At 63.7% G+C, this 12,396-nt stretch carries 12 protein-coding genes; 9 read left to right on the plus strand and 3 right to left on the minus strand.

The window, feature by feature from the left end; translation table 11 throughout:
- The first annotated feature begins 16 nt into the window (after positions 1–16).
- Genes AC1TQG_RS13300 through AC1TQG_RS13310 form a run of 3 tightly spaced genes read left to right on the plus strand, consistent with a single transcriptional unit; the run spans position 17 to position 2,743 of the window.
- On the plus strand, positions 17–904 hold the full coding sequence (locus AC1TQG_RS13300) for an Fpg/Nei family DNA glycosylase (RefSeq protein WP_482137579.1): 888 nt from the start codon (positions 17–19) through the stop codon (positions 902–904).
- On the plus strand, positions 901–1,992 hold the full coding sequence (locus tag AC1TQG_RS13305) for a Ca2+-dependent phosphoinositide-specific phospholipase C (protein WP_482137581.1): 1,092 nt from the start codon (positions 901–903) through the stop codon (positions 1,990–1,992). Before AC1TQG_RS13300 ends, AC1TQG_RS13305 begins: the two co-directional genes overlap by 4 nt.
- A gap of 10 nt (positions 1,993–2,002) precedes the next feature.
- Positions 2,003–2,743, plus strand: coding sequence for an SDR family oxidoreductase (locus AC1TQG_RS13310; protein ID WP_482137582.1), 741 nt, complete (start codon positions 2,003–2,005; stop codon positions 2,741–2,743).
- Here AC1TQG_RS13310 and AC1TQG_RS13315 read toward each other — a convergent pair.
- On the minus strand, positions 2,702–4,078 hold the full coding sequence (locus AC1TQG_RS13315; RefSeq protein WP_482137583.1) for a cytochrome P450: 1,377 nt from the start codon (positions 4,076–4,078) through the stop codon (positions 2,702–2,704). The two genes, AC1TQG_RS13310 and AC1TQG_RS13315, sit on opposite strands and share 42 nt — an antisense overlap.
- Positions 4,079–4,212: 134 nt before the next feature.
- Here AC1TQG_RS13315 and AC1TQG_RS13320 point away from each other — a divergent pair, with 134 nt between their 5' ends.
- On the plus strand, positions 4,213–4,884 hold the full coding sequence (locus AC1TQG_RS13320) for a response regulator transcription factor (RefSeq protein ID WP_482137585.1): 672 nt from the start codon (positions 4,213–4,215) through the stop codon (positions 4,882–4,884).
- Here the strand turns inward: AC1TQG_RS13320 and AC1TQG_RS13325 are convergent.
- Complete coding sequence (locus tag AC1TQG_RS13325) at positions 4,837–6,270, minus strand: sensor histidine kinase (RefSeq protein ID WP_482137586.1); 1,434 nt, start codon at positions 6,268–6,270, stop codon at positions 4,837–4,839. The two genes, AC1TQG_RS13320 and AC1TQG_RS13325, sit on opposite strands and share 48 nt — an antisense overlap.
- Before the next feature lie 169 nt (positions 6,271–6,439).
- Here AC1TQG_RS13325 and AC1TQG_RS13330 point away from each other — a divergent pair, with 169 nt between their 5' ends.
- Genes AC1TQG_RS13330 through AC1TQG_RS13350 form a run of 5 tightly spaced genes read left to right on the plus strand, consistent with a single transcriptional unit; the run spans position 6,440 to position 11,381 of the window.
- Positions 6,440–8,119, plus strand: a complete 1,680-nt coding sequence (locus tag AC1TQG_RS13330) for a thiamine pyrophosphate-binding protein (protein WP_482137588.1) — start codon at positions 6,440–6,442, stop codon at positions 8,117–8,119.
- Positions 8,116–8,781 (plus strand): SRPBCC family protein, encoded by a 666-nt coding sequence (locus tag AC1TQG_RS13335; protein ID WP_482137589.1) that lies wholly within the window; start codon positions 8,116–8,118, stop codon positions 8,779–8,781. Before AC1TQG_RS13330 ends, AC1TQG_RS13335 begins: the two co-directional genes overlap by 4 nt.
- Positions 8,778–9,794, plus strand: coding sequence for a 3-oxoacyl-ACP synthase III family protein (locus AC1TQG_RS13340; RefSeq protein ID WP_482137591.1), 1,017 nt, complete (start codon positions 8,778–8,780; stop codon positions 9,792–9,794). The genes AC1TQG_RS13335 and AC1TQG_RS13340 overlap by 4 nt, the downstream gene beginning before the upstream one ends.
- Positions 9,791–10,795, plus strand: a complete 1,005-nt coding sequence (locus AC1TQG_RS13345; protein ID WP_482137593.1) for a pyridoxal phosphate-dependent aminotransferase — start codon at positions 9,791–9,793, stop codon at positions 10,793–10,795. The genes AC1TQG_RS13340 and AC1TQG_RS13345 overlap by 4 nt, the downstream gene beginning before the upstream one ends.
- Positions 10,796–10,847: 52 nt before the next feature.
- Positions 10,848–11,381 (plus strand): hypothetical protein, encoded by a 534-nt coding sequence (locus AC1TQG_RS13350; RefSeq protein WP_482137595.1) that lies wholly within the window; start codon positions 10,848–10,850, stop codon positions 11,379–11,381.
- 3 nt (positions 11,382–11,384) lie between these two features.
- On the opposite strand, the gene AC1TQG_RS13355 is transcribed toward AC1TQG_RS13350, so the two are convergent.
- On the minus strand, positions 11,385–12,368 hold the full coding sequence (locus AC1TQG_RS13355; protein ID WP_482137596.1) for a mechanosensitive ion channel family protein: 984 nt from the start codon (positions 12,366–12,368) through the stop codon (positions 11,385–11,387).
- Between the last annotated feature and the right edge of the window lie 28 nt (positions 12,369–12,396).

Here is a 12,396-nt window from a genome sequence, read left to right on the forward strand (position 1 = left end):
AGAACATACTGTCCTCATGCCGGAGTTACCTGAGGTGCAGGCCATCGCCGACTATGTCGACGGCCGGGCTGCTGGATTTCCGATTCGTCGTGTCGACGTGGCATCGCTGGCGGTGCTCAAAACCGCCGACCCGCCGTACACGGTGCTGGCGGGGAGAACCATCGAATCGGTGACCAGGATCGGAAAGTACCTGGTCATCACCACAGCTGGACCGAATGACAGCGCTGATGACGGCCCGATCCATCTGATCATCCATCTATCGCGGGCCGGATGGCTGCGGTGGTCGGACAATCTGTCACCGGCTCCGCCGCGTCCTGGCGGCAAGGGGCCCATCGCGCTGCGCGTGCACTGTGGGCTGCCCGGTGAAGGGTTCGACGTCACCGAGGCAGGTACCCAGAAACGCCTGGCGGTCTGGATCGTCCGCGATCCCGCCGAGGTGGAACGGATCAGGACACTCGGTCCTGATGTGTTGTCGCTGAGCAGAGACGAACTGGCAGCGTTGCTGAAAACGTCGGGGGCGCGGATCAAGACGTTATTGACCGACCAGCGGATCCTCTCGGGGGTGGGCAACGCCTACAGCGACGAGATCCTGCACACCGCCAAGTTGTCGCCCTTTGCGACGTCGAAGACGCTGACGCCCGAACAGGTCGATGCGCTGTACTCGGCCATCGGTGAGGTCCTGCGAGGCGCGATCGGTCGGCTCGAAGGCCAGGAGGTGGCGAAGCTGAAGGGGGAGAAGCGGTCTGGTTTGCGTGTCCATGCGCGCACCGGTCTGCCCTGTCCGATCTGCGGTGACACCGTGCGCGAGGTGTCGTTCACCGACAGGTCTTTCCAGTACTGTCCGACCTGCCAGACCGGCGGCAAGGTCCTGGCCGATCGCCGGATGTCGAGATTGCTCAAGTGAGCACGGATCCGCTTCCGGCGGGTTTGCGACTCAACCAGATCCAGTTCATGGCCACCCACAACTCGTCGCACCAGTTGATGGCGCCCGACGAGCGATTCGGATGGCTGATGGGGTCGAACCTGGATTCATACCGCTACGAACATCTTCCGCTCGATCAGCAACTGCGTGACCAGCACGTGCGGGGGATCGAACTCGATGTCTACCCCGACCCCGAGGGCGGGCGGTATGTGAGTCCGTTGGCACGCAGGTGGCGCGGCCGGGGATGCCCGAATCTGGTCGAGCTCCGCTCCGCTCCGTCTCCACGCCCCGAATCGCTCTGGGACGAACCGGGTTTCAAGGTGATGCACGCCCCGGACGGCGACTACCGGACCAGTTGCCCAACGATGATCGGTGCGTTGCAGACTGTGAAGCGCTGGTCGGACGCACATCCCGACCATGTGCCGCTGGTGATCCAACTCGAACTGAAGACGACCTGGCCCTGGGCTCGGATACTGCGCGGTGCCCGGGTGCCGCGGTGGTCGGCGGCGATACTCGAGCTGCTCGAAGCCGAGATCCGCTCGGTGTTCGACGAGCGGTCGCTGCTGACCCCGGACCGGATCCGCGGCGCCGCACCGACGTTGGAGCGGGCGGTCCTGGAGCGGGGCTGGCCGCGCGTCGACGACGTTCGCGGCAGCGTCCTGTTCTTCCTCGACTACGGCGACCACGACGACATCCGCGACAACTACCGGATCGGCAGGCCGAGTCTGGAAGCCCGCGTCGCGTTCACGACTCCACCTCCCGGACAGCCCGATTCGGCATTCATGATGCACAACGATCCTCGCGGACAGGGATTCCTGCGGATTCGTGAACTGGTGAACCGGGGATATCTGGTCCGGACCCGATCCGATGATCCGGTGTCGACCGCCAAGGCCGATGAGCACCGCCGGCCGGTGCTGGCGCTCGCCTCGGGTGCGCACATGATCAGCACCGACTTCCCGGTGCCGGGCCTGGCGTTTCGATGGGGCGACGGCACATTTGTGTCCCGGTTGCCGGACGGGTCGGCGGTGCGGCCGAATCCGGTGACGGCGCCGGTCGGTGGCAGAAGGTAGGTTGCCTGCCATGAGCCGCAACAAGATCTTGATCACCGGTGCCAGCTCGGGGCTGGGCGAGGGTATGGCCAAAGCTTATGCGGCACAGGGCCGTGCGCTGGCGCTGTGCGCGCGACGGGTCGATCGTCTCGACAAGTTGAAGTCCGAGCTCGGCGCGCAGGCCTCACAGATCGCGGTGGCCGGGCTCGATGTGACCGATGTCGGTACCGTTCCGGTCGTCTTCGGTCGGCTGCGCGACGAACTGGGCGGCCTCGACCGGGTGATCGTCAACGCCGGCCTGGGTAAGGGCGCACCGATCGGGACGGGCAAGGCTCACGCCAACCTCGAAACGGTACGGACCAATCTGATCGGCGCCCTGGCACAGATCGAGGCCGCGATGGAGATCTTCCGGGCGCAGAACTCCGGACATCTGGTGCTGATCAGTTCGATGAGTGCGGTGCACGGGCTCCCGAAGGCCCAGGCTGCCTATTCGGCGTCCAAGGCCGGACTGTCGGCGCTGGGAGAAGGCCTGCAGGCGGAGCTGGCCGGTTCGCCCATCAAGGTCAGCGTGATCCTGCCCGGCTACATCGCCACCGACATCAACGACGGTGTGAAATCGAAGATGATGACCGATCGCGAGGCCGGGGTGGCGGCGCTGGTTTCGGCCATCGAGTCCGAACGTGGTCGGGCCGTGGTGCCGCGCTGGCCGTGGACCGCAATCGACCTGGCCCTACGCCATCTGCCGGCTGCCATCACTCGTCGAATGGTCTGACCGGCGCCTGCGCACCGTCGCCGGGAAGCCGGTGTTCACGGTCAATGAGCGGTCTGCGGCGGGCATCGAAAAGTCTTCTGGCACAGACCACTCGAAGTCGCGAAGCATGCGGTGCAGGACCGTGAGTACTTCCATCCGGGCAAAGTTCATACCGAGGCACTTGTGTACACCGCCACCGAACGGCATCCACGCCATCCGATGTCTGCCTGCATCACGTTCGGACACGCTGAATCGGTCGGGGTCGAAGTGCGTGGGGTCGGGCCACACGTCGTCGATACGATGGTTTGCCGCCACGAGGACCACTACAAACGTGCCCTTCGGGATGTGGTGACCGCACAGTTCGGTGTCCTTCACCGCTGCGCGCGGCAGTACCGGGACCGGTGGTCGAAGCCGAATGGCCTCCTTCATGACGCGTTCTGCCAGTGGCATCGATGCCAGGTCGTCGTAGGTGATCATCTCCGGCAATGCCTCGACCTCGGTCCGTACCCGAGCGCGCCACTCGGGGCTTTTGGCCAGCTCGAATGCGGTGGCGGTGAGCGCGATGGTTGCCGTGTCGTGAGCTGCGAAGATCATGAAGATCATGTGGTCGATCACCGCGGCGTCACTGAGTCGATGACCGTCCACCTCGGCGCGGCACAGTTCGGACATCAGGTCGTCCCCATCTGCTGACCGCTTCATGGAGACGAGATCGCCGAAGAACGTCTCCAGCCGGCGGCGGGCCCTCAGGCCACGACTGAACCGGAGCCCCGGTATCGGGAAGCGGACCAGCGCTCCGCCCGCCTCGATCAAATCGACACAGGCGCGGTTGAGTACGGTCGCCTCTTTGCGGTCGAGTTCAATCCCCGCGAACACTTCGAGGGCGATGTCCAACGTGAGATTCTTGAACTCCGTCCGAAGGTCGACGGCCGGACCGACCGGAAGTGCCTGGATCGACTGACGCACCTTCGCCTCCACCTGCCGCTGGTAGACGGCGAGTCGGTCCGCGGTGAACGCCTGCTGCATGATCCGACGATCTCGGTGATGCTCCTCGAAGTCCATCAAGAGGACTCCTCGCTGGAAAAATCTACCCAACGCGAACTCATAGACGGGTTCGTTCGAGAACGCCTTGTCGCGATTGAGTGTCAGTTCTTCTGCTGCGGCCGGACCCTGTGCCACCACGACCTTGCGACGCAGTGCGCTGGTCAGCGCGATGTCGCCGTAGTCACGACGCAACGAAACGGCAAGATCTGCCGGTCGGCGGACCAGTTTGACCGTTGAGATCAGCGGCAGGTTTCGCGGACCACGGACTGCGCGCAATCCGGTGTCGGGAGGCGGCGTGGACAAGACTCTGCTCATGATCGTTCCTTCGATGTGGTCGGGTTCCCGTATCGACCGATATCAATCGGTAGGGGGTTCGATGTGATCCGGTCGCCAGGGCCCGGCCCAAGTACGCTGGAACCGGCGTCGGTCAGTCCGGAGGAGGCCCGAAAGTGCGTGTTCTCGTGGTCGAGGATGACGTTCGCGCGGCCGAGACCGTCCGGCGGATGCTGGTCAGCGATGGTTGGAGTGTGGTCATCGCACGTGATGGTGCCGAGGGATTGTGGCAGGGCACCGAGAATGATTTCGATGTGATCGTGCTCGACATCATGCTTCCGAAGCTGAACGGCTACCAGGTCATCAAAGAGTTGCGCGGCAGACATGTGTGGACCCCCGTGCTCATGCTCTCGGCGAAGGACGGCGAGTACGACCAGGCCGAGGCGCTCGACTACGGGGCCGACGACTATCTGGTCAAACCGTTCTCCGTGGTCGTCCTCAAGGCTCGATTGCGGGCACTGCTGCGACGTGGCGTCCGGGAAAGACCCGCAGTGCTGTCTGCGGGCTCGTTGACCCTCAACCCGTCCGATCACGGTGTGCATCGTGCTGACACCCCGATCAAATTGACGCCCCGAGAGTACTCGGTGCTCGAGTTCTTGATTCGTAACAAGGGCCGGGTGGTCACCAAAACCGAGATCATGCAAGCGATCTGGGATGAGAACTATGACGGCGATGTGAATATCGTCGAGGTGTATATCCGATATCTCCGAAAACGGATAGATATCCCATTCGGTGCCAACTCAATTCAGACGATCCGGGGTGCCGGTTACTGTCTGGCCGACGACTAGTGCGTCGGGTCGGCTGTCGCGGTGGGCGGGTTCGTCCGTCTGCGGCACGGTTGTTTCGGTTCTTATGGTCATCGTGAAGCATGCGCCGCCTCCCGGGGCATCGCTGACGGTGATGGTTCCGCCGTGTGCACGGGCGATCTCCATCGCGATCGGTAGTCCCAGACCCGAACCCGAACGATGTCGGCCACGGTCGACGTCGTGCCGGTAGAACCGGTCGAAGATCTTGTTCCGGCCCGCTTCCGGGACGCCGGGTCCGTCGTCGATGACCTCGATGGTCGCGGTGGAGAGGTCGGTGTTCTTCCTCATCCTGATGGTGATCGTCGACGTCGCGTAATGGGCTGCGTTGTCGGTGAGATTGCGGATCGCCCGCTGCAGTTTGTCCGAGTCTCCGATGACCCGGATCGGCTTGACGTCGGCGATCACCTTCGCCAGACCAAGCGACCGGAGCCGCTGAACCTCGGAGCCGACGATGTCGTCGAGGTCCACTTCGTCGACGGTGAGCGGGATGCCGCGTTCGTCGGCGCGGGCGAGCAGCAGCAGGTCGGCGACCATGCTGTTCATCCGCTGGGCTTCGGGCAACAGGATGGTTCGCACGGTCTCGACATCGATCGATGAATCGGTGTCGTCGGCCAGATCGAGGATGCCGACCAGGGTGGTCAGCGGCGACCGCAATTCGTGCGAGGCGTCCCCGACGAACTCGAGCTGGCTGGCCCGGCTCTTTTCGAGCCGATCGAGCATGGTGTTCATGGTGACCGCCAGTGTGGTCACCTCGTCGTCGGTGGAGGGGACCGGGACGCGGCGACTCAGATCGGAACTGGTGATCGCCGATACCTGCTTCGTGATGCGGGCGACCGGGGCCAGGGCGCGCCCGACGAAGAAATAGATGGCCGCTCCCGCGATCAGGATCACGATCGGGAACTCGACGGCCAGGATGGCCGCGGTACTCAGTAATGCCGACGCATATGCCTGTGTGGAGACGACCGTGATGACGCTGTAGTTGATCCCGTCAAACCGGGCGCCGGTGACCTGCCCGCAGTAGGTGCCGGAACGGCCGGGTATATCGACGTTGTCGATCCGCTGGGTGTTCCACCCTCCCGGGGTCACCGTCGAGATCGGTTCCTGGGTGGCACCTGGGCTGCTCGCCACCACGGCACCGTTCTGGTCGACAACCTGAATGATGTCGATACCTGTTGTGGCGGAGAGGAGGTCGGGATCCACAGAGGGCAGGCCGCCCTCGCTGATCTGATGTGCGATGTCATACGACCGGGTTCCGGTGGACTCGTACATCTCGCGATCCTGGTACCGCTGCAACATGTACAACATGATCACTGCGCCGACGAACATCGCGATGGCAACGATGCAGGTTGCCACAATCGTGGAGCGCACTCGCACTCCCTGATTGCGGCGGAACATCGCGCGGACACTGCATGTCCTGGCCATCGGCTCGGCCTCCGAACTGTTGCTGCGGGTTGTTCCAAGAGTATGTCCGTCGTTCGGTAGATACCAGAGGGCGCTTTCAGGAGCCTTTCAGGCCGACGGGCGCAGGGTTGCATTCATGACAGATCTCAAGCCCACGAAGGCAACGGTTGCCGACGTGATCATCCGAAGGCTAGGTGCCCTCGGTGTTGATCGGATATTCGGCGTACACGGTGCCAACATCGAAGACCTCTATGCGGCGGCACTGGCCGATTCGGACATGAAACCCGTTGTGGCAAAACACGAATTCTCGGCGGGAACGATGGCCGACGGTGCCGCGCGGATCACCGGGAAACCCGCGGTGGTGATGACCACCTCCGGCGGCGGGGCAATGAATGTGGTTGCCGCGCTGGCGGAATCATACGACAGTCGGGTGCCGGTGCTGGCGCTGATCGGCTCGGCCCCCACGGTGCTGGAAGGCCATGGCGGATTCCAGGACATGCTCAGTCCGCCGGACACCATCGACGCCAGGGCGATCTTCTCCGGCGTGACCGGATTGTGCCTGAAAATCGATGCGCCGCAGCAGATCCATGCCGCTCTGAACTCGGCCGAAGAAACACTCGCAGCCAATCTTCCGGTCGCACTGATCATCCCGAAGGATGTTCAGAGCGCACTGGTCGTCGATCGTCCGAGGCTTCGATGTGTTCGCGACCGCACTGTTGCCCCGATCGCGGAGCTGGAAGAGGTTGCCGCGACACTGTCCGATGCGCGCGGCGCCGTGACTGTCCTGGCAGGTGAGGAAGCATCTCGGCAACAGATCGGAGACGATCTGGCCGACCTGGTCACAGCGACGGAGGGAGTCCTTGCCGCCACGCCCGGTGGCCGCGACGTCCTGGGGTCAGGTGTGCCGACGGTCGGTCTGACCGGCGTGATGGGACACCCGTCGGCGGCGTCTGCGGTCGCAAAATCTGCTGTCCTGCTCGTGTTGGGAAGCCGGTTGAGCCTGACCGACCGCGCCGGCCTGGATACCGGCGACACCATCGTCATCCACCTCGGCGCCGAATCGCCGACCATCGACGTGGACACCCACGTCCGGATCACAGATCTGCGGTGGGCGGTACAGGTCATCTCCAAGAACATCGATACCGCGCATGGCAGAGTGAGAAAAATCGTGCCGGGCATCGAGGCCTTGCCGACCCCGGCGCGCGTGTTCCCCGGAGCCGGGCCAATGCTGACGTCCATACAGGTGATCCAGACCATCGGAGACCGGATTCCGGCCGGCGCCAACATCTTTGCTGACGCGGGTAACGTCGGTGCGGCGGCGATCCATCACCTGCCGGTCGGTCGCGGCGGACGGTTTGTGGTCGCGCTGGGTATGGGCGGTATGGGATACGCCTTCGGCGCGGCGATCGGTGCCGCGATGGTCACCGGTCGTCGTTCGGTGGTTCTGGCCGGGGACGGAGCATTTCTCATGCACGGCATGGAGATCCACACCGCCATCGAACATCAGTTGCCGCTGACCGTTGTCCTGTTCAACAACAATGCACACGGCATGTGTGTGACCCGCGAACAGCTGTTCTTCCCGGGTACCCCGAGCGTCAACCGGTTTCGGCCTGCCGATTTCGAGGCCGGACTCTCGATGATGTTCCCCTCACTGAACGTCAGTGGCGCCCGGTCGCGCACCGATCTGGTTGCCGCCGCCGACGTCGCATTCGACGGAGACGGTCCGCATTGTCTTGTGGTGCAGACCGATCCGGACGAACTCCCACCTTTTGCCCCATTTCTTGCCGCCCGTACAACACTCGAGGAGCACCGATGACCGTCACCCTGCCCGCGCTCGAAGACCTCGGACACAGTGCCGATGACCTTCCGGGCCTGCACCGAATCGAGACCCACGACCGGAAGAAGGCCACCCCGATCATCCTGGACATGCTCAGGTCGGTGTACCCGCATGATCAGGTGTTCGGTGAGTTCTGCCCGGTTCAGGCCTATGTCGATGCACCCCCACGCGAGCTGTTCGACTGGCTCTCCGATACCAGATCGCTGGAGGAGTGGACTTACAGTCTGCGTGGATTCACTCCCACCGACGAACCGGGACTGTGGGTCTCGAAGGACCGCCTCGGTGACAACACCAAGTGCTTCACCCGCACGGTCTCCCACGCCGACGCCATGACCGTCGACTATCACTGTGCCTGGGACCAGGGAGAACACCTGTGGATGATCTATCTGATGCGGGTGGTCGACGCGCAGGTGGTGCTGAACAAACCGGGGTCGGTGGTGTTGTGGAACAACTGCAGACACCCGTTCTACGAGAACAACCCTTATCCGGAGACGGCCCCACCGGAGCGTCCGGTCTGGGTGGGCGACTTCTGGGACATGTTCTCCGCCGGACACCAGCTCGAGATGGACAACCTCAAAGCAATTGCCGAATACCGCAGCCATCACGGACTGCCGATCAAGCCAGAATGGATGAGCCGATGAATTCTCCGACGATCTCCCTGGTCGACGTTGCCAGCTACCTGCCCGAGAACCGCGTCCCGGCAGCTTATTTCGCGCAGTATGCCGAATCGGATGATCTGGCCGACAATCTCATGTTCCGGGCACCGGCGTACCGGCACCACGCGGCTCCGGATGAGACCTCGGCCGAGATGATCGAACGCGCGATGGCCGGCCTGCTGGACCGGCACGGCTCCGAGGTCCTCGACGACGTCGACATCCTCATCACGCACAGTCAGCTACCGGAACTGCCGGTGGTGGGGTGTGGCGGTGAGGTCTCGCACCGACTCGGCATCAAACCGGAATGGGTGATCGACGTCCACAACGGCGGATGCGCATCATTCATGCACATGATGAAGATGGCACAACAACTGATGATCGCCTCGGGTGCCCGAAAAGCGTTGATAGCAAATGCCCAGAACAGTGCAGGCCAGGTATTCGTGCAGGATCAGGTGCGCGGCAAACCGCAGGCGTCGATACCCGGTGACGGTTCGAGTGTGGCGCTCCTGGAGATGAGCGATGCCTCTCCGATCCTGGCCACCACCTGTCGCTCGTACGGCGAGTACGCAGGCGACATGACGTCGGTGGCCTATCCGCAACGCAAGTATTGGGAGGCGGGCCCGGGTCAGGTTCATATCGGATTCACCGAGACCAAGATCGCCAAAGTACTGGCACGCGGCAATCGGCTGGTTCCGGAGGTCGCCTACGATGTTGCCGACAAGATCGGTGTCGCGACCAAGGACATCGACTGGTTCATCACCAATCAGCCCAACCGGATCTTCCTGCGCAACTGGCGTGATGCCCTGGAACTGCCTGCGGAACGTCATCCGGACACGTTCGAGGAGTGCGGCAACCTGTTCGGTGTCGGCGTGCCGCTGACCCTGGACACCGCGATCGCAGACGGCCGGATCCAGCCCGGCGACATCGTGCTGATGGCAGCATTCGCCCACGCAGGCGACTATGCGGGCGCCACAGCGATCCGATGGGGTGGGCGATGACCGCGCTGATCCCGCTGAACCTCAACGAAAGTCCGTATCCACCCCTGCCCAGCGTGGCGGCAGCCCTGCACGAGTTCGTCAGCAGCGCCAACCGATATCCTGAGTTCATCCCGGACACCCTGCGCTCGCAGGTCGCGGACCACCTCGGGGTGCCCGGCGACTGGGTCAGCATCGGAGCCGGCGCCACCGGCCTGGCTTACCAAGTGTTGCAGGCATTTTGCCCACCAGGAGGGCGGATGGTGTCCGCGACACCAACCTTTGACGGTTATCCGATCCTGGCTGACCTGGCCGGGGTGCATGTCGACGCGGTACCACTGCGTGCCGATGGCGGCACAGACCTGCAGGCCATGGCGGCAGCGATCGGCCCACACACCCAGGTGGTGGTGCTGTGCTCACCCCACAACCCCACCGGATCGGTCATCGACGAACCCGCCCTGCACGCCTTCCTGCGTCGGGTGCCGAAACATGTTGTGGTGATTCTCGATCAGGCCTACTTCGAGTTCGCCGACTACAGGCCGGATCTGCACCTACTGCTACTCCACCATCCGAATGTCATCGTGCTGCGCACCTTTTCCAAAGCACACGGACTGGCTGCACTGCGGGTCGGCTATGCGGTCGGCAGTGCGCAGCTCATCACGAAAGTGCGCCGTTTCGAAGTGCCGTTCGCCGTCGGGTCCGCGGCCGCACTTGCCGTGCCCGCGGCGTTGGCCGCCACCGATGCGCTCCGGCAACGGGTCCGGTCCGTCCGCGAGGAACGAATCCGATTGCAGGCGAACCTGACCGATATCGGGATCACGAGTCTGCCGAGCCAGGCGAACCATGTGTTCGTGCCATCGGAGCGACCGCAGGAACTGGCCGCCGACCTGCAGTGCGGTGGTGTCGCGACGAAGGTGTGTGCGGCTCCCGGTGCACTGCGAGGCGTGCGGATCACCGTCGGTGACCGGGCCGCGACGGATTCGGTGGTCGCGGCGCTGATCGAGGAGCAGTCGGTCAGTGCGTGATGGCGGGCGTTTGTGATCTGAACGCTGTCGCAGAAGAAGTAGGCTGGCACGCATGGCAAAAGATGATGGTGAGGTCCACGGACGCGGTGCGTTCCAGCTGTACGGATATGACATGCAGGTCCGGATGAGTGACCTGCTGTCCGACATCTTCGGGCGTGAGGACATCACCTGCTACGCCGGTGATTGGCGCGGCGTTCTGTACTTCACCCTCGACGACGAACCCGGCGTTGATCCGCAGCAGGTGTTCGGCTTTGATCCGTCGACCGGCGAGAGCGGAGAACTGGCGACGTTGTCGGAGGTGATGGCGGCCGTCGACAACGGTGACATCGTCGAAGCCGTTGACGGCGCGGGATTCGAGGCCTGGCTCGCCGAGACCGGGCACAAGGAGCTTCCGATGGGAACCTGCGCGCCCACGCTCGAACTCGAGTTCATCGGGGGTGCGCCGGATGTGCGGGTCAGTGAACCTCGCGACATCGTGACCCATGTGGCGCTGGCCGCCGTGATCATGGGCCGTCTCGAAGTGCTCGGCGTCGAACCCGGCGATCCGATCCCGGACGAGCTGTACGACGAGGCCCGCTGGAACTGAGGGCTATTCACCGGACTGCTGCCCGCCGCTCGCCATCGCGGAGGGACCGAAGTCCCTGCCACTGGGGTAGGGCAGCCGAATGTTGTTGGCCTCGTAGGCTGCCAGGATCTCCTTGCGGATTCGTCGCTGCAGCGCCCACTGGGCATTCGGCCGGGTCTTGAGCAGGATGCGCAGGGTGACCATGTCGGCCGAGATATCTTGAACGCCCAGCATTTCGGGAGGTCCGAGGACATCGTCGGCGACAGCGGCGTCGGCCACCACCTGCCGCGCGGCTTCGAGGGCGACTTCTTGCGCGCGTTCCAGGTCGACGTTGTGCGCCACCGGGATCTCGATCCGTGCGACGGCGTAGTCCTGACTCATGTTGCCCACGCGGATGATCTCGCCGTTGCGGACGTACCAAAGCGTTCCGTCGACGCCACGAATCGTCGTGACCCGCAGACCGACCGATTCGACCTCACCGATCGCCTCGCCGAGGTCGACGATGTCACCGACGCCGTATTGGTCTTCGAGCAGCATGAACACGCCAGAGGCGAAGTCTTTCACCAAGTTCTGGGCGCCGAAACCGATGGCGAGGCCGACCAGACCGGCAGAGGCCAGGAACGGCGCGATGTTGACCTGCAGAACGCTCAGGCAGGTCAGCACCACCCAGACCAGGATCAGGATCGAGGCCGTCGACTTCAGGACCGACCCGATGGTCTCGGCGCGCTGCTGACGGCGCTGGGCCACCGTGGGGTCGCGCAGCGACCTGGGTGTCCGTTCCCGTAGGTGTCGCAACAGTGCCGGCTGTGCGCGAGCATTGCCCGAATCCGCCGGTGGACGGCGCGTGGCCCGATTGATCACCCGGTGCACCACGTACCGGGCCACCAGTCCGACAGCGATATAGATCGCTATCCGGATCGGGTTCTCGATGAGCCAAAGACGGTTCGTCTCAGTCCATTCGAACGCAGTGGTGGAGCTCGCCAGAGTGCTCAGGGGTTGGGCAGTCATTCTCTCGACCGTACGTACTTTGTGTCAT

The sequence above is a fragment of the Williamsia sp. Y844 genome, assembly GCF_056786475.1.

What these genes read in the sequence shown, in the direction of transcription:
- AC1TQG_RS13300 (WP_482137579.1), top strand. Translation starts at nt 17, where the DNA reads ATGCCGGAGTTACCTGAGGTGCAGGCCATCGCCGACTATGTCGACGGC.
- AC1TQG_RS13310 (WP_482137582.1), top strand. Translation starts at nt 2,003, where the DNA reads ATGAGCCGCAACAAGATCTTGATCACCGGTGCCAGCTCGGGGCTGGGC.
- AC1TQG_RS13315 (WP_482137583.1), bottom strand. Translation starts at nt 4,078, where the DNA reads ATGAGCAGAGTCTTGTCCACGCCGCCTCCCGACACCGGATTGCGCGCA.
- AC1TQG_RS13330 (WP_482137588.1), top strand. Translation starts at nt 6,440, where the DNA reads ATGACAGATCTCAAGCCCACGAAGGCAACGGTTGCCGACGTGATCATC.
- AC1TQG_RS13335 (WP_482137589.1), top strand. Translation starts at nt 8,116, where the DNA reads ATGACCGTCACCCTGCCCGCGCTCGAAGACCTCGGACACAGTGCCGAT.
- AC1TQG_RS13340 (WP_482137591.1), top strand. Translation starts at nt 8,778, where the DNA reads ATGAATTCTCCGACGATCTCCCTGGTCGACGTTGCCAGCTACCTGCCC.
- AC1TQG_RS13345 (WP_482137593.1), top strand. Translation starts at nt 9,791, where the DNA reads ATGACCGCGCTGATCCCGCTGAACCTCAACGAAAGTCCGTATCCACCC.
- AC1TQG_RS13350 (WP_482137595.1), top strand. Translation starts at nt 10,848, where the DNA reads ATGGCAAAAGATGATGGTGAGGTCCACGGACGCGGTGCGTTCCAGCTG.
- AC1TQG_RS13355 (WP_482137596.1), bottom strand. Translation starts at nt 12,368, where the DNA reads ATGACTGCCCAACCCCTGAGCACTCTGGCGAGCTCCACCACTGCGTTC.